At 30.0% G+C, this 15704-nt stretch carries 17 protein-coding genes; 11 read left to right on the forward strand and 6 right to left on the reverse strand.

Going from position 1 to position 15704, the window contains the following annotated elements; genetic code table 11:
* Window positions 1-28: 28 nt before the first annotated feature.
* From ACFQ5N_RS07890 to ACFQ5N_RS07900, 3 genes are all read left to right on the forward strand, one after another.
* Window positions 29-1333: a voltage-gated chloride channel family protein gene (locus ACFQ5N_RS07890; RefSeq protein ID WP_386808942.1), complete on the forward strand. Its 1305-nt coding sequence runs from the start codon at window positions 29-31 to the stop codon at window positions 1331-1333.
* Window positions 1330-1689 (forward strand): DUF190 domain-containing protein, encoded by a 360-nt coding sequence (locus tag ACFQ5N_RS07895; protein WP_386808943.1) that lies wholly within the window; start codon window positions 1330-1332, stop codon window positions 1687-1689. Before ACFQ5N_RS07890 ends, ACFQ5N_RS07895 begins: the two co-directional genes overlap by 4 nt.
* A gap of 198 nt (window positions 1690-1887) precedes the next feature.
* Window positions 1888-3219 carry a sensor histidine kinase gene (locus ACFQ5N_RS07900; protein WP_386808944.1) on the forward strand — a complete coding sequence of 444 codons (1332 nt, stop codon included), beginning with the start codon at window positions 1888-1890 and terminating at the stop codon, window positions 3217-3219.
* An 84-nt stretch (window positions 3220-3303) separates the two neighbouring features.
* On the opposite strand, the gene ACFQ5N_RS07905 is transcribed toward ACFQ5N_RS07900, so the two are convergent.
* Entirely contained in the window at window positions 3304-4374 is a 1071-nt protein-coding gene (locus ACFQ5N_RS07905) for an AI-2E family transporter (RefSeq protein WP_386808945.1), read from the reverse strand.
* Between the two features lie 183 nt (window positions 4375-4557).
* Between ACFQ5N_RS07905 and ACFQ5N_RS07910 the strand changes: the two genes are divergently transcribed.
* A complete protein-coding gene (locus tag ACFQ5N_RS07910) occupies window positions 4558-5274 on the forward strand; it encodes a tRNA1(Val) (adenine(37)-N6)-methyltransferase (protein WP_386808946.1) in 717 nt (238 codons plus the stop codon).
* Here the strand turns inward: ACFQ5N_RS07910 and ACFQ5N_RS07915 are convergent, their stop codons facing one another.
* Together ACFQ5N_RS07915 and ACFQ5N_RS07920 are read right to left on the reverse strand one after the other, a co-directional pair.
* Window positions 5275-6645, reverse strand: coding sequence for a saccharopine dehydrogenase family protein (locus tag ACFQ5N_RS07915; RefSeq protein ID WP_386808947.1), 1371 nt, complete (start codon window positions 6643-6645; stop codon window positions 5275-5277).
* Between the two features lie 68 nt (window positions 6646-6713).
* Window positions 6714-6947, reverse strand: a complete 234-nt coding sequence (locus ACFQ5N_RS07920) for a putative signal transducing protein (RefSeq protein ID WP_386808948.1) — start codon at window positions 6945-6947, stop codon at window positions 6714-6716.
* Window positions 6948-7032: 85 nt separating this feature from the next.
* Here ACFQ5N_RS07920 and ACFQ5N_RS07925 point away from each other — a divergent pair, with 85 nt between their 5' ends.
* Together ACFQ5N_RS07925 and pckA are read left to right on the forward strand one after the other, a co-directional pair.
* Window positions 7033-7410: a DUF423 domain-containing protein gene (locus ACFQ5N_RS07925; RefSeq protein ID WP_386808949.1), complete on the forward strand. Its 378-nt coding sequence runs from the start codon at window positions 7033-7035 to the stop codon at window positions 7408-7410.
* A 287-nt stretch (window positions 7411-7697) separates the two neighbouring features.
* On the forward strand, window positions 7698-9323 hold the full coding sequence (gene pckA / locus ACFQ5N_RS07930; protein ID WP_386808950.1) for a phosphoenolpyruvate carboxykinase (ATP): 1626 nt from the start codon (window positions 7698-7700) through the stop codon (window positions 9321-9323).
* An 85-nt stretch (window positions 9324-9408) separates the two neighbouring features.
* Here pckA and ACFQ5N_RS07935 read toward each other — a convergent pair whose 3' ends face one another.
* Window positions 9409-9813, reverse strand: a complete 405-nt coding sequence (locus ACFQ5N_RS07935) for a DUF6146 family protein (RefSeq protein ID WP_386808951.1) — start codon at window positions 9811-9813, stop codon at window positions 9409-9411.
* Window positions 9814-9897: 84 nt separating this feature from the next.
* On the opposite strand from ACFQ5N_RS07935, the gene ACFQ5N_RS07940 reads away from it, so the two are divergent.
* Entirely contained in the window at window positions 9898-10461 is a 564-nt protein-coding gene (locus ACFQ5N_RS07940) for a DNA-3-methyladenine glycosylase I (RefSeq protein ID WP_386808952.1), read from the forward strand.
* A 2-nt stretch (window positions 10462-10463) separates the two neighbouring features.
* Here ACFQ5N_RS07940 and ACFQ5N_RS07945 read toward each other — a convergent pair whose 3' ends face one another.
* On the reverse strand, window positions 10464-11474 hold the full coding sequence (locus ACFQ5N_RS07945; protein ID WP_386808953.1) for an SRPBCC family protein: 1011 nt from the start codon (window positions 11472-11474) through the stop codon (window positions 10464-10466).
* 121 nt (window positions 11475-11595) lie between these two features.
* On the opposite strand from ACFQ5N_RS07945, the gene ACFQ5N_RS07950 reads away from it, so the two are divergent.
* Complete coding sequence (locus ACFQ5N_RS07950) at window positions 11596-12531, forward strand: ion channel (protein WP_386808954.1); 936 nt, start codon at window positions 11596-11598, stop codon at window positions 12529-12531.
* Here ACFQ5N_RS07950 and ACFQ5N_RS07955 read toward each other — a convergent pair.
* Entirely contained in the window at window positions 12512-12697 is a 186-nt protein-coding gene (locus ACFQ5N_RS07955; RefSeq protein ID WP_386808955.1) for a hypothetical protein, read from the reverse strand. The genes ACFQ5N_RS07950 and ACFQ5N_RS07955 overlap by 20 nt on opposite strands.
* A gap of 73 nt (window positions 12698-12770) precedes the next feature.
* Between ACFQ5N_RS07955 and ACFQ5N_RS07960 the strand changes: the two genes are divergently transcribed.
* The 3 genes from ACFQ5N_RS07960 (at window position 12771) to ACFQ5N_RS07970 (ending at window position 15685) form a co-directional block, all read left to right on the forward strand.
* On the forward strand, window positions 12771-13157 hold the full coding sequence (locus tag ACFQ5N_RS07960; protein ID WP_386808956.1) for a pyrophosphohydrolase domain-containing protein: 387 nt from the start codon (window positions 12771-12773) through the stop codon (window positions 13155-13157).
* 87 nt (window positions 13158-13244) lie between these two features.
* Window positions 13245-15341 (forward strand): M13 family metallopeptidase, encoded by a 2097-nt coding sequence (locus tag ACFQ5N_RS07965; protein ID WP_386808957.1) that lies wholly within the window; start codon window positions 13245-13247, stop codon window positions 15339-15341.
* Window positions 15342-15535: 194 nt separating this feature from the next.
* Entirely contained in the window at window positions 15536-15685 is a 150-nt protein-coding gene (locus tag ACFQ5N_RS07970; protein ID WP_386808958.1) for a hypothetical protein, read from the forward strand.
* The last annotated feature ends 19 nt before the right edge of the window (window positions 15686-15704 follow it).

The following is a 15704-nucleotide window of genomic DNA, read 5'->3' on the forward strand; positions in this document are numbered from 1 at the left end:
ACTTTTAAAATGATAAGACCAGGAATTAATGAGTAGTACTAAAATTAAACGCATTTTAAGTTCAATAGAACAAATTCCATCATTAATATACCTTGTAAAATGGTTGTTTATTTGTACGTTAATAGGTGCAATTGTTGGAAGTATTTCAGCATTTTTTTTACTGAGTTTAAATTGGGCCACAAATTGGAGAGAATCTCATTTATGGATTATTGCATTGTTACCAATTGGAGGGTTTATAATTGGTTTGTCCTATCATTTGTATGGTGATAGTGTGGTGAAAGGAAATAATTTATTGTTAGAAGAGTTTCATTCTCCAAAAAAAATAATACCTTTTAAAATGGCTCCCTTGGTGTTATTTGGAACCATTGTAACTCATTTTTTTGGTGGTTCAGCAGGAAGAGAAGGAACAGCAGTGCAAATTGGTGGAGCTGTAGCAGATCAATTTACCAAACTGTTCAAATTATCAAAGAGCGATCGGCAAATTGTAATTATTATTGGTATTAGTGCTGGTTTTGCTGCAGTTTTTGGAACACCATTGGCAGGTGGAATATTTGCGTTGGAAGTATTGGTATTAGGACGAATTAGATTAGAGGCTATTGTTCCCAGTTTTATGGGAGCAGTTTTAGCAAATTATTTTTGTGAAATATGGAATGTTTCTCATACGCATTATTCAATTTCAACGGTTGCAGAAATGAATCCTGTGAATTTATTATGGGCATTATTAGCTGGAATTATTTTTGGTTTGGCTGCTATGCTTTTTTCAAAATCAACTCATTTTTGGGGTAATTTGTTTTCCAAGCATATTAAGTACCCACCATTGCGTCCAGTTATAGGAGGTGTAGTTTTAGCAATTGCAATTTTTGCAATTGGAAACACTAAATATATTGGACTGGGTATTCCAACCATTGTTGATGCGTTTCATAATAATTTAAATTCGTATGATTTTTTATTAAAAGTATTGTTTACGTCTTTTACTTTAGGTGCAGGATTTAAAGGCGGTGAAGTAACACCGTTGTTTTTTATAGGAGCTACGTTGGGTAATGTGTTAATTTGGTTTATTCCATTACCAATGGGTTTGCTTGCCGGAATGGGCTTTGTAGCGGTTTTTGCAGGTGCAACTAACACGCCAATTGCGTGTACAATAATGGGAATTGAATTGTTTGGAATAGAATCAGGAGTGTTTATAGCAATTGCTTGTAGTGCTGCTTATTTATTTTCTGGACATTCAGGCGTATATTCATCACAAATAATTGGAAGCCCCAAAAACAGTAGTTATTTAAAAGAAAAAGGACTGGCTTTATTTGAAGTTAAAAATAAAAGAAAATCAGAATGAAGCAATTAACTACCATAAGAATTTATTTTGAATATGGCCAAAAGGCAAACGATACTTCCTTCTGGAAAAAAATGACGTCTTCTGATTTTTCAACCGAGATAATCAAAAGAGCAAAAGCATTAAATTTAGAGCAGGTTTTAAGTTTTAATGTAACAAAAGGATATTTTAATAAAGGTAAAGTTCATTGGGGAATTAGTGAAACCTTAAATTTTCGTCACCCGCATGTGGTTGAAATTATTGATACTGAAGAGCAAATCTTTAATTTTTTAAAACAAGAGCAAAAACTACTTGAAAAGAGTACTGTTTTTATTGTTAAAAATGAGGTTCTTATGCACCAGTATCCTTTCATTTTTTAACTTCACAAAACAGTGTAAACATTAATTATTTTACTGAAAAAGTATTTTCTTGATAATTGTCATTATTTTTTTAAAGCAAATAATTTAAATTCATTTATTATAAATTTTCCTTAAAACAAAGGGTGTGTAAACTCTTGATTTAGCAAATCAGCTATTAAAGTTGTTTTTGAAGTTTAGGATTGTGTAAAAAAATGGCTAATGGATATAGGTACAATAATTAATCTTCTTGCAATAGGTAATGGAGTATTTTCAATAATATTTTTGTTTTTTATATACTCTCATAAAAATAAGCGAACTGCTTTAATGTTTTTTGCTGTAGGTAAAATACTACAAACAATTTCTTGGGTTCTTTTTATTTATTATCAAAATAATTTAACGTCTCAAGTAATGGGTATTGGTAACATATTTCAATATTTTGGGCTCACATTTGAAGTGTTTGGATTTACATATGTATTTACACAAAGAAGTAAGGAGAAAATAGTAATATGGATGCTTATTTGTAGTTTATTTTCGGTATTGTATTTCTTTTTGGCATCAAATATTATTGTTAGAGTTATTATATCTTCCTGCTTGTTTTTTGGGTTGTATACTTTTATGTTTACTCGTTTAGTTTTTTCTAAAAGTCACACAAATACTCAACATATTGTAGGTTGGTTGGCTTTAATTTTTGGGTTAATTCATTTGTGTAGAGGAGTTTATAGTGTTTGGTTTCAAGTTGAATTTGAGATTTACAACAATGCTGTTATGCAAGTAATAACAGGTTACATGTATATTATTGTAACCTTTACTTTTCCTGTTTTTTTATTGTTAATTGTAATTGAAAAGGATAACCAAGAGCTTTACGAATTAAATACAACCAAAAATAAACTTTTTAGAATAATTGGTCATGATTTAAAATCTCCAATGATTCAGCTTGCCAATATTGCCCAAATTATTGATATGAAAAAAGGGAGTATGGGTGAATTAGAGTTGGAAAAATTAGGATTTGCAATTAGAGACTCTTCATTAAGAACATCAAAACTATTAGATGATTTATTAAGTTGGGCACGTTCTCAAAGTAATTCTTTGGCTATTAAAGAAGAAAAAATTTGTATAAAAGATAACTTTGATGAAAATATAGATCTTTTTAAAGGGAAATTAAATGAGAAAAATATTGAAGTAATAAACAGGATTTCAGCTACGCAATTTGTTAAATGTGATGCAAATATGTTGAATACTATAATTAGAAATTTGCTGTCAAATGCAATAAAATTTTCGTTTAAAAATGGTAAAATAGATATTTATAGTAATTGTGAAAATGATATTTGTACAATTTCAATTAAAGATGAAGGAATGGGTATTGAAAAAAGTAATTTGAAAAAGATGTTTAAAATTGATTCTAATTTCACAACTTTAGGAACTAATGATGAAAAAGGAACAGGAATTGGGTTGGCTTTATGTAAAGAGTTTGTAGAGAAAAATAAAGGCGAAATTAGTGTAGAAAGTACTATAAATAAAGGTACAATATTTCATTTTTCATTGCCTTGTTAATTTTAAGGTTTCAATTAAATTGTATAAGAAAAGGCTGTATACATTTTTGTATAAACAGCCTTTATTTTTAATAGTATAATTTGTTTAGTTGGATTCAATGCTTATCAAAGCTTGAAAAACTTTGTATGCAAAAGCTAAGAAAACAGCACCAATAAATAAACCAATAATTCCGGCAAACATCATTCCTCCAATTGCACCTAATAAAATTACCAACATTGGAACATCAACACCTCGTCCCATTAGCATGGGTTTCAAAAAATTGTCAGCCATACTCCAAATAATAGTCCATATTGTAAAAATTACGGCTGCAGTTGTGCCAGCATAACTAAATACATAAAAAATTATAGGTAATGAAATTAATAACAATGGTAGCTGTGCAATGGCACAAAAAAGTAGAATTATTGCAACAATACCTGCAGCAGGAAAATCAATTAAAAATAAACCAATACTTAATGCAATTACTTGTATAACGGCTGTGCCTAAAATTCCTTGCACAACGCTTCTAATAGTGGCACTTGCAAGTTTAGAAAAATGTTCACCATCTGTTTTTCCTGCTAAAGTAATAAATAAAGCTCTTGACGTTTTTTCTGCTGCTTTAGCGTTAACAAGTAAAGCTGCAGAAATAATTAGTGAAATTATAAATAGAAAAACAGTTCCAATAATACTTCCTGCAATAGAAATTAAAAATGTTGCAGCACTTTTAAATAATGGAGCAAATTTTACAACTAAGTCACTCAAACTTTCATAGGCTATTGTCCAAATATTGTATATTTTTTTTCCAATTATAGGTAAGTCTTTTATTTCTACATTTGGAATTGGTAATGAAATATTCCCTTCATGAATTTGTTTTGAAATAGTTTCAGAACTTTCTACAGTTGAAGAAGTAAACATAAAAGCAGGAGCTATAATCAAACTTAATCCAAAAAAAACGAAAATAACTGCTGCTAATTTTTCTCTATTACCTAGTTTTTTAGCTAGTTTTTTAAACAATGGATAAACTGCAACAGCAATTATTGTACCCCAAACTATTGGAGTTATAAAAGGTTTTAAAAATAAAAAACTCATAAAAAACAGAAAGGCAATAAATGCAATTCTAAGAGTAGCGTAAATTGATTGATCAATCTTTTTTTCAGTTGATTTGTCTGGGAATTCCATAGAAGTTTTGATAAATAGTGGTTTATGATAATCAAATATATAAAAATTAGTGCTTTAGATTTCTTTTATGAGTGGATTTTATTGGTAGTTATTTTAAAAATGACAGTTTGTAAAAGCTTTTATAAGTTAAGGATGCTTACTTTTGCAGAAACATAAAAGTGTTATTAAAAAATATAGAATAGTATGGCTACTAAACCATTCAAATTTAAAGAGTTTGCAATAAACCAAGATAAAACGGCAATGAAAGTTGGTACAGATGGTGTTTTGTTAGGAGCTTGGGTACAACTGAAATCAGAGTATTTTAGTGTGTTAGATATTGGAACAGGAACAGGTTTAATAGCTTTAATGTTGGCGCAAAAAAGTAATGCCGAAGTAATTGATGCTATTGAGTTGAATGATGATGCTTATGAGCAAGCCGTTGAAAATTTTGAACATAGTAATTGGGGAGATCGTTTGTTTTGTTACCACGCATCTTTACAAGAATTTAGTGATGAAATTGATGATGAATACGATTTAATTATTGCCAATCCACCGTTTTATACTTCAACCTATAAAGAACTTTCAGAAGAAAGAGCAATGGCAAGACATACCGAGAGTTTAACGTATGTGGAGTTGTTAGAAGCTACTTCAAAATTATTGGCTGAAATGGGAAGTTGTGCATTTGTAATTCCTTTTTCAGAAGAACAAGAATTTCTAAAAATAGCCAATCAAAATAAGTTGTTTGCAAATAGAATAACAAGAGTAAAAGGTACAGCTATAACTCCTATAAAAAGAAGTTTATTACAATTGTCATTTCAGAAAACAGCAATTGAAACAGATGAATTAGTAATTGAAATTGAACGTCATAAATACACGCAAGATTATATAAATTTAGTGAAAGATTATTATTTAAAAATGTAATTATCCTATGATTGATTCGGGATTATATCCTAAATAAGGTACTTCTTTTTCAATAAAAACAATACCGTTTTCTTTAAGTTCCTCTAAAATAGGATTGTAAATTTCTTTTGATATTGGAATTTGAACTCCAGACGTTTTAATTTCACCATTCAATATTTTAAGAGTGGCAATAGCAACGGGTAAGCCAACGGTTTTTGCCATAGCTGTATAAATTTGGTTGTCTCCAATACAAACCATACTACTTTCAATTTGTTTTTGTTCTCCATTAAGCTCGTATCCAAAAAGATGCTGCATTACAATCATATCTTTTTCATCTTCTTTCAATGTCCAACTTTCTTTTAATATTTTTTCTAAAATTTGAGCAGGTGTGGCATTTTTCAATTCAACTTTTTTAGTTGCATTAAAAATGTCGAGTTCTAACAGTTTATCCCAAATAATATCATCTTGATCAATTTTTAGGTAGTGTCTTAATTTTAATTCTACAGAATCATTTGGACTATAGGCTAAAAATGAATTGGTAAAATCACGATAGCTCATATTTTCTGAGTCTTCAATAGTATAACTGTCATCGGTCATTCCTAATTGCACAAAAATATTCCATGCTCTAGAGAAGCCAACTCTACGAATGGTGCCGCGATATAAGGTTAAAATATCTTTTAAGCCATATGCGTTTCTGTATTTTAAAGAGTCTCGGTTGGCGTAAGCTTCAAATTTGCCATAACCATCAATTGTTAAAATTTCGGTTCTTCTAAATAGTTTGTGGTAGGGAATGTATTTGTATTTTCCTTCTTGTAAAAATTTGGAAGCGCCACCTTGGCCAGCCAAAACTACATTTCTTGGGTTCCAAGTGAATTTATAATTCCATAGATTGTTATCGCTAGTAGGAGCTACCAATCCGCCTGTAAAAGATTCAAATAAGAGCATTTTACCACCTTTCTTTCTAATTGTGTCAATAACCTTCATTGCGCTCATATGATCTATTCCTGGATCTAATCCAACTTCATTCATAAAAACAAGTTTCTTTTCAATAGCTTCGGTATTTAATGCTTTCATTTCATTTGAAATATAAGAAGCAGTAACTAAGTTTTTATTGAAAACAAGGCAATCTTTTGCTATTATTAAATGCATACGTGCTGGCAACATAGAAATAACAATAGTAGCTTGTTGTATGGCTTTTTGACGTTCAGCTTTGTTTGAAACGTCAAGTTTTATTGCATAACCGTTTTTGTGTTTTTGAATTTTGCTTTTAGCAACTTGCAAAACAGCATCAGCAACTATAACCTGAAGATTTTCTTCTTCAGATTTATTTAATAAATAACGAATTAAAGATGATGAAGACTTTCCTGCTCCAATAACTAAAATGGTTCGCATAGTTGTGCTATTTAATGTAACAAGGATTAGAAAAAATGTAAGCTACATAGCTTAAACCTTTAATAGGTTTAGCTATTATCTTCTTCAATTTCTGCTAAAATTTCTTGAGCACGTTCTAAATCAGATTTATCTACTTCTAGTTTATAACCATCAACATAAGCGGTACCAATAGTAGTTGTAATATTTTCATCAAACACATAACTTTCAATTCCTCTACTGGCTAAAAGTGTTTTTGCAATATGAATTTGGTGAATTAAACTAGCAGTTAAAACTGTGACTAAAGTATTTGAGTGATTTTCCATATGACTTTAAATTTATTAAATATACGAAATAAATAAATGTGTTTGTGGCTTATATTTTATCTTTAAACCTTAAAATAGAGATAAAATGAATAAAATTTTGAGTGTTATTGCGTTTTTAGGGGCAATTACGATTGTGTTAGGTGCTTTTGGTGCACATTCTTTGGAGAAAATACTTTCAGAAACAGCATTAAAAAGTTTTGAAACCGCGGTGCGTTACCAAATGTATCATGTGTTAATGCTATTGGTGGTGAATTCGCTTGCCATTGTTTCAAATAAAAGTAAAAAAATAATTTCTACTATTATTTTGTTTGGAATTGCTTGTTTTTCAGGATCTATTTATGCAATTGCATTTGGGGTAGAGGCCAAACAAATTTGGTTTATTACACCTTTTGGAGGGCTGTTATTAATAGTTGGATGGATTGTTTTAGGTATTTCTTGTTTAAAAGGTGTAAAAATGAATTAATAATAAAATAGATGGTTTTAATAAGGGTAAAACTTTAAAATTAATAAAAAAAAACGACATATGTAAATATTTAATAAAAACAAATTTTATTAAATGTTTTTAGGTTGAATTGAAGTGTAAGTATTTTTTAAGTGTTTTTATGTGGTTGATTTTCAAGTGATTATATAAAGAAAACGTTTTAGTAATTAGTGCTATATTTTATAACGAATTTCATGTTTTTGACTGTAATTATGTGTAAATTTGATAAGGATAATCAAAAATATTATTAATAAAAAACATTTACCGCGATGCAAGTATTAAGAGATTCAGTTGTTAAAGCTCTGGAAAACATAGGGCTTAAGGATATTAAAGGAATAGTGTACAACCCTTCTTTCGAAGAGTTGCATAAAGCAGAGTTAGATCCTGCATTAGTCGGTTTTGAAAGGGGGGTTTTAACGGAATTAGATTGTATAAATGTAATGACAGGTAAATTTACTGGACGTTCTCCTAAAGATAAATTTATAGTAAAAGATGATATAACAAGAGATACTTTATGGTGGACTTCTGAAAAAGCACCAAATGACAATAAACCAACTACACAAGCTGTTTGGAATGATTTAAAAGAATTGGCTATTAGAGAATTGTCTGGAAAAAAATTATATGTAGTTGATACATTTTGTGGAGCTAACGAAGATACAAGGTTAAAAGTTAGATTTGTAGTTGAAGTGCCTTGGCAAGCTCATTTTGTTACAAATATGTTTATACGCCCAACAGCCGAGGAATTAGAGGTGTACGGCGATCCAGATTTCGTAGTTTTGAATGGTTCAGAAACAGTAAACGATAAATGGAGAGAACACGGCTTAAATTCTGAAGTATTTACCGTATTTAACTTAACTGAGAAAATGCAAGTTATTGGTGGTTCTTGGTATGGTGGAGAAATGAAGAAAGGAATGTTTGCAATGATGAATTATTATTTACCTTTAAGAGGTGTGGCAGGTATGCACTGTTCGGCAAATGTTGGTGAAGATGGGAAAACAGCTATCTTTTTTGGTTTGTCAGGTACAGGTAAAACTACTTTGTCAACAGATCCAAAGAGACAATTAATTGGTGATGATGAGCACGGATGGGATGACGAAGGTGTTTTTAACTTTGAAGGAGGCTGCTATGCAAAAACTATAAATTTAGATCCTGAAGCTGAACCAGATATTTATGGAGCTATTAGAAGAGATGCCTTACTCGAAAACGTTAGTGTTGATGAGCACGGGAAAATAGATTTTTCAGATGGATCCGTGACGCAAAATACTCGTGTTTCATACCCAATTTATCATATTGAAAACATTGTAAAACCAATCTCAAAAGCGGGTCCTGCGAGTAAAGTAATATTTTTAACTGCTGATGCTTTTGGCGTAATGCCACCAGTATCTAAATTAACTCCTGAGCAAACTAAATATCACTTTTTGTCTGGGTTTACAGCTAAATTAGCCGGTACAGAAAGAGGTGTAACAGAACCCCAACCAACATTTTCTGCTTGTTTTGGCGAAGCATTTTTAACGTTGCACCCAACTAAATACGGTGAAGAGTTAGTTAGAAAAATGGAAGCAAATGGTGCTGAAGCCTACCTAGTGAATACAGGATGGAATGGATCGGGGAAAAGAATTTCTATACAAGATACAAGAGCAATTATTGATAGAATTTTAGATGGCTCAATAGAAAAAGCTGAAACTAAAACTATTCCGGTATTTAATTTAGAAGTACCAACATCACTAGATCAAGTACATACGGAAATTTTAGATCCAAGAGACACGTATAAAGATGTTGCTGAATGGAATGAAAAAGCTACCAAATTAGCAAAATTGTTTATTGAGAATTTTGATAAATATACTGATAATGATGAAGGTAAAGCTTTAGTAGCTGCAGGTCCACAATTAAATTAAAAACGTATGTTCTTATAAAAAAAAGCCTCTCATTTGAGAGGCTTTTTTTATGAAGTTTATTAAAGAGTTTTATGAAGAATAAAAGCTAAAAAACTTCTTTGTATTTATACTCTACAAATTTAAAATAGTTGAATAATTTATAGTTTACTTCAAGTCCGTAATCTGTAGAAAAATCGTAATCTATAATGTTTTCATAAATTTTAGGATTGTATTTATATGGGTTTTGAACCCTAATATTCCATTTAGAAACATAAAATTTATTTTTGTTTTCTAAATATTGTAATGAATAATATCCTTGTGGTTGTGCTATGGTATTTAAATAAGTATTAAAACCAATATCAAAAATAATAATTTCATATTCTAAAGAGTCATTGGCTATTCTAACAGCTTCTTCAGAAGTGTTTTTTTTATTTTTTACAGTTGTTTTTGAAGTAGAACCACAGCTAATAATAAAAAATATTAGCACAAAACACTTTAGTAAATTTTTCATAATGATAACTTTAAGTCTATTAAATTTACAAAAAATAGTTGATACTAATTTTAATTAGTTTGTATATTGAAAAAAATATTTTTTATGGATAAAAAAAGATGTGCTTGGTGTGGTAATGACCCTTTGTATATAGCGTATCATGATACAGAATGGGGTGTTCCGGTATATGATGATGCAACTTTGTTTGAGTTTTTAATTTTAGAAACCTTTCAAGCAGGTTTAAGTTGGATTACTATTTTAAAAAAGAGAGAAAATTTTAGAGAGGCTTTTGATAATTTTAACTATAAAAAAATAGCTAATTATTCAGTTGAAAAGCAAGAGGAATTACTGTTGAATGCGGGCATAATTAGAAATAAATTAAAAATAAAAGCAACTATTTCAAATGCAGTTGCTTTTATGAAAATTCAAAAAGAATTTGGTTCTTTCTCAGCGTATATTTGGGGTTTTACTAATGGTAAGCCTATTAAAAATAGTGCAAAAACGTTGAATGATGTTCCGGCTACAACTAAACTATCAGAGACTATTTCAAAAGACCTAAAAAAACGAGGTTTTAAATTTGTTGGGTCAACAGTAATTTATGCGCATATGCAGGCAACAGGTATGGTAAATGACCACGTAACGGATTGTTTTAGATATCACGAGGTTTAATTTTATTCAATAGGAACATAAATTTCAGTAAGCCATTCTGCAGGATTTTCAGTTTCTTGCGGACTTACTGTGTAAATTTCAAAAGAAAACCCTTTTTGAACCGCTTTAAACCCTTTTTCTTCTAAGTTTTTATAAATTTCTGGCCATATTTCAGGTAAGAATTTGTAGTTACCTTTAAAAATAGATTTAAATGTTTTTTGAGGTTCTAAAAAGCCAGTTAAAATTGTTCCTTCAGTAACAATACGTTCTTTAACAGGAATACAAGCTGAAAACATAATACTGTTATTAATAAAATCTGTTTGATGATTTAAAGTAAATGGTTTTCCTGAGGCTTCAATTGAATTTGTTGCCATATACTCTATAATTTCAGGAAACATTTTTTTCATGTTCTTAGAAGCATCTTCAATTCTGCAAGCAATAGTTTGGTATAAATAATAACCGCCTCCAAAATCAACTTCGTTTTTATAGGTTATACTGTGTACATCTAATTGTTTTATTAATTGTATTTCTAGAAGCTCTAAACCTCTTTTATACATTGGTGTCATATTTTTTTCTATACCACCATTTAATAACCAAAATATTTTTTCACTAAAACTATTTTTTCCTCGCATTCCCCAAGTTACTATGGTGCTATCTTGTTTGGTGTCTAGTTTCCAGTAAACTTCAGGAGTACTATCTGAACCAAAATTAATTTGTTGAATAATTTCTTTATTTTCTATGGTTGAAATAGTTCTCATACTGCCATCACCTTCTTTTCCTGTCCAAGAATATGAGGCTCCAATACCAGATGTTTTTTCTGGAAATGTTGCAACTATGGTAGAGTCTAATTCGTACCAAGGTCCCCAATGTTGCCAATTTTTAAAATCGTTAATGTTATTGTAAGCAACGCTTGCAGGAACTTTCATAGTTCTAGATTGTTGAACATCAAAAGAGCCATCTAAAGTTGCTACATAAATTGAGCCACCAATAATGGCCATTAGAACTAAAAAGAAAATATATTTTAAAGATTTCATTTGTTTGAATATGTGCTAATTTGGTATGCTAATTTATGAAATTAATTAGTTTTATTAAAAGGCTTATTTTTTGGAAAAAGTATCATTGAAAATTGGTATTTTAGGCATCAAATAATTTTTTATGCAAAAAATAAAAGATCCAGGTTTTGGGTATTCATCCAAAAGAAATGCGCAAAGTGTTATTAATAAAAAAGGTGAATCTACTATTATTCATAAAAATAAGAAGTTTAGTTTTCAAGATACGTATGCGTATTTAATTCAAATTTCGTGGTTTCAATTTTTTCTATTTGTGTTTTTAAGCTATGTGCTTATAAATGTATTTTTCGGATTAATTTACACGCTAATTGGAATTGAAGAAATTACCACTTTATCAGGAAATAAGTTTAAAGATTTTTTAAATGGTTTCTTTTTTAGCGCTCAAACAATTACAACTGTTGGGTACGGAGGTATTTCTCCTCACGGGTTTTCGGCAAATTTGGTTTCGGCCTTTGAAGCTTTAATAGGACTGTTATCGTTTTCATTTATTACAGGGTTGTTATACGGTAGGTTTTCTAAACCAAAAGCATCGGTTAAATTTAGCAATCATATTATTTATAGAGATTTTAACGACGGAAAAGCACTAATGTTTAGATTAATGAACAATAGATCAACCATTATGATTGAGCCAAAAATTTCGGTTACTATGGCCATAAGAAACAATCTTGAACATAGTATTTCAAAAAGAGATTTTTATCAGTTGAAATTAGAAAGAAAAGCAATTCGATATTTATCTACAGTTTGGACAGTAGTTCATGAAATTGATACTGAAAGTCCACTTTTTAATTTAAGTGATGCTGAAATTCAAAAATTAGATGTTGAATGGTACATTTTAATGGAATATCATGAAGACTCGTTTGCTCAAAAGGTGTTTCAAACCTTTGTTTATACAAATGATGATTTAAAATTTAATGTGAAATTTAAACCTTCAATTTCATACAACGATGAAGGCTTTGTGGTGTTAGATCATAATGAATTAAGCACTTTAATTCCTATGGAAACTAATGTAGAGAAAATGTAATTAAAGCAAAAATTGCAACAATTAAAAACAAACCAATAATAATTAAAAATGTGTTTTTATAATGCTTTTTATGAACTTTAATATCCTTTCTATAGCTCCAAACCATAGCCATACTAAAAGCAATTACAAAAAAAACAGCAAATATTAATTGACCTTTACTAAACATATAAATGTGTATATTTAGTGTCAAAAGTACATAAAATTCAACAAAATAAATCAATTTATAAATAGGATTCTTAATGAAAAATAAATTAAAAGCAGTACAAGAATTTCACGAAGCATTTGGGTTAGGAATTCAACAAAAACCAACAGCGCAATTAGATGTTAATAAAATTAAATTAAGATTCGATTTAATGGCTGAAGAAAATGAAGAGTATTTGGCAGCAGCAAATGAAAATGATTTGGTTGAGGTTGCTGATGCTTTAGGCGATATGCTATATATTTTGTGCGGTACTATTTTAGAACATGGAATGCAACACAAAATAGAAGCCGTTTTTAATGAAATTCAACGTAGTAATATGAGTAAATTAGGAGCAAATGGAAAACCAATTTACCGGGAAGACGGAAAGGTTATGAAGGGACCAAACTATTTTAAGCCAAACATTTTAGACATTATTAACAAATAATATGAATGCTATTTAGTTAAGGTTTGGTTGAAAAATCTTATTTTAGGCGTTTAAAATGTTAAAATTTAAAACAATCAATCTAATATTATGAAAAATTTAGTTAAAAAGTTAATGCTTATTTCTTCTGTAGCATTAATTACCACGGCAACTTCTTGTGGCAGTGATTCTAAAGTTGAAGAAGAAAAAATACCAGGAATCATTGTTGAAAATATGGACACTTCCGTTCGACCAAATGATGACTTTTTTAGATTTGTAAATGGTACTTGGTTTGACAAAACTGAAATTCCTGCAGATAGAACTTCTTGGGGTGGTTTTAATGAACTTAGAAAAAAAACAGATGCTGATGTGTTGGCTATTTTAAGTGAAGCTATTGCACAAGATAATTTTCCAAAATTAAAAGATGCTCAAGGTAATTTAACCTTAGAATCTGATCAAAAAAAGGCTGTAAATTATTACGAATCTATTATGGATACTGTTGCAAGAGATGCACAAGGTATTGCACCAGTTCAGCCATTTTTAGATAAAATTGATGCTATTAAAAACTTAAAAGATTTAGAAACATTATTAGTTGAAATGGCGCCATACGGAGGTGCTGGATTTTTTGATTTTGGTGTGTTTAATGATTTAAAAGATAGTAAAATGAATGCAGGCTATTTGTCTCCTGCAGGCTTAGGGTTATCTCGTGATTATTATGTAGATCAAGATGAAGATACCAAAGGTAAACGTGTAAAATATATTGCACACATAGCACGAATGTTGCAATTTTTTGGAGATTCACCAGAGGAAGCAACTATTAATGCTGATAAAATTTTTAAGTATGAATATAATTTAGCCGAACCTCGTTTCACAAAAGAAGAATCTAGAGATACGCGTAAATTGTACAACCCTAAAACAATGGAAGAGTTAAATGAGTTAACTCCTTCAATTAACTGGGAAACGTATTTTAATGGATTAGGAGTTGAAAATTTAGATAGAGTTATTGTGATGCAACCAAAATATATGGAATCGGTTGAAACTATTCTAAAAACAAGTGAAATAGAGGATATTAAATTGTATTTACGTTGGACAGCAATTGACAGAGCTGCTGGTAAATTAACAAGAGAAATTGAAAAAGCTAACTGGGAGTTTTACAGTAAAGAATTGCGAGGAGCAAAACAACAAAGACCAAGAGATGAAAGAGCATTGGCATCTTTAAACGGAAATATTGGTGAAGCTTTAGGGAAGTTGTATGTAGATGCTAAATTTCCCCCAGAGGCAAAAGCAAAAGCTGAAGAAATGATTGCTAACGTTATGTTAGGGTTTGAAAAAAGAATTAACGCATTGGAGTGGATGAGTGCTGATACAAAATTAAAAGCACTAGAAAAGCTTCATAAAATGACAGTTAAAATTGCATATCCTGATAAATGGAAAGATTACTCAGCATTAGACGTAAAAGGATTGAAAGATGGAGGTTCATATTTTCAAAATTCAATTAATATTTCAAAATGGAATTTTAATGAAAATATTGAAAAACTAGGAAAAGAAGTTGATCGTTCTGAATGGGGAATGGCTCCGCAAATTGTAAATGCGTATTTTAATCCTGTAAATAATGAAATTGTTTTTCCTGCAGCAATTTTACAACCTCCTTTTTACAATTACACAGCTGATGAAGCTGTTAATTATGGAGGAATAGGAGCTGTTATTGGTCATGAGATTTCACATTGTTTTGATGATCAAGGAGCTAGGTTTGATGCTGATGGAAATTTATCAAACTGGTGGACAGAAGAAGATGCAACACAATTTGCAGCGTTAGGGAAAAAATTAGTAGATCAATACAGTGCAGTTGTAGCTATTGATGATGTTCATTTAAATGGTGAATTTACACTGGGTGAAAATATTGGTGATTTAGGTGGAATTAATGCAGCTTATGATGGTTTACAAATTTTTTATGAGAAAAATGGAAGACCTGAAGATATTGATGGATTTACTGCAGAGCAACGTTTTTATATGTCTTGGGGAACTATTTGGAGAACCAAAACAAGAGATGAAGCTTTAAAAAATCAAATAAAAACGGATCCGCACGCACCAGGATTGTACAGATCGTATATGCCGTTACAAAATGTAGATGCTTTTTACACAGCATTTAATATTGTTGAAGGTGATGAAATGTATTTAAAACCAGAAGACAGAGTAAAAATTTGGTAGTGCATTCAAAATATTAGAATAAAAAAAGGAGCTTTTTAGCTCCTTTTTTTATGGCAATTTTTCATGTGAATTTCTCTATTAATTTTAAATTGATTTTTTGTAATAGTGAATGTTTGTCCAATTTTCAAATGGTGTTTTTATGTTAGAGCTTGTTAAATATTGTTTATATTGTGTACATAAAAAACTTGTGAAATATGCTATATAAGTGTGGAGGTTGTAATTGGAAAGGCACAGAAAAAGAGTTAGAATTCGACGCTACAGAGACTTGTTTTGGTAGTGATAAAATAGAAATATGTCCTAAATGTGGTAGTTATTTTATTCAATTAGTTCATAATAAAAAGTAATTTTTAAACTAGTAGCCAA

Source organism: Lutibacter holmesii (genome assembly GCF_042679665.1).
Lineage (GTDB): Bacteria > Bacteroidota > Bacteroidia > Flavobacteriales > Flavobacteriaceae > Lutibacter > Lutibacter holmesii.

Bases quoted from the DNA above. Each gene is read 5' to 3' on its own strand.
- ACFQ5N_RS07890 (WP_386808942.1), top strand. From the start codon at position 29: ATGAGTAGTACTAAAATTAAACGCATTTTAAGTTCAATAGAACAAATT.
- ACFQ5N_RS07895 (WP_386808943.1), top strand. From the start codon at position 1,330: ATGAAGCAATTAACTACCATAAGAATTTATTTTGAATATGGCCAAAAG.
- ACFQ5N_RS07900 (WP_386808944.1), top strand. From the start codon at position 1,888: ATGGATATAGGTACAATAATTAATCTTCTTGCAATAGGTAATGGAGTA.
- ACFQ5N_RS07905 (WP_386808945.1), bottom strand. From the start codon at position 4,374: ATGGAATTCCCAGACAAATCAACTGAAAAAAAGATTGATCAATCAATT.
- ACFQ5N_RS07910 (WP_386808946.1), top strand. From the start codon at position 4,558: ATGGCTACTAAACCATTCAAATTTAAAGAGTTTGCAATAAACCAAGAT.
- ACFQ5N_RS07915 (WP_386808947.1), bottom strand. From the start codon at position 6,645: ATGCGAACCATTTTAGTTATTGGAGCAGGAAAGTCTTCATCATCTTTA.
- ACFQ5N_RS07920 (WP_386808948.1), bottom strand. From the start codon at position 6,947: ATGGAAAATCACTCAAATACTTTAGTCACAGTTTTAACTGCTAGTTTA.
- ACFQ5N_RS07925 (WP_386808949.1), top strand. From the start codon at position 7,033: ATGAATAAAATTTTGAGTGTTATTGCGTTTTTAGGGGCAATTACGATT.
- pckA (WP_386808950.1), top strand. From the start codon at position 7,698: ATGCAAGTATTAAGAGATTCAGTTGTTAAAGCTCTGGAAAACATAGGG.
- ACFQ5N_RS07935 (WP_386808951.1), bottom strand. From the start codon at position 9,813: ATGAAAAATTTACTAAAGTGTTTTGTGCTAATATTTTTTATTATTAGC.
- ACFQ5N_RS07940 (WP_386808952.1), top strand. From the start codon at position 9,898: ATGGATAAAAAAAGATGTGCTTGGTGTGGTAATGACCCTTTGTATATA.
- ACFQ5N_RS07945 (WP_386808953.1), bottom strand. From the start codon at position 11,474: ATGAAATCTTTAAAATATATTTTCTTTTTAGTTCTAATGGCCATTATT.
- ACFQ5N_RS07950 (WP_386808954.1), top strand. From the start codon at position 11,596: ATGCAAAAAATAAAAGATCCAGGTTTTGGGTATTCATCCAAAAGAAAT.
- ACFQ5N_RS07955 (WP_386808955.1), bottom strand. From the start codon at position 12,697: ATGTTTAGTAAAGGTCAATTAATATTTGCTGTTTTTTTTGTAATTGCT.
- ACFQ5N_RS07960 (WP_386808956.1), top strand. From the start codon at position 12,771: ATGAAAAATAAATTAAAAGCAGTACAAGAATTTCACGAAGCATTTGGG.
- ACFQ5N_RS07965 (WP_386808957.1), top strand. From the start codon at position 13,245: ATGAAAAATTTAGTTAAAAAGTTAATGCTTATTTCTTCTGTAGCATTA.
- ACFQ5N_RS07970 (WP_386808958.1), top strand. From the start codon at position 15,536: ATGCTATATAAGTGTGGAGGTTGTAATTGGAAAGGCACAGAAAAAGAG.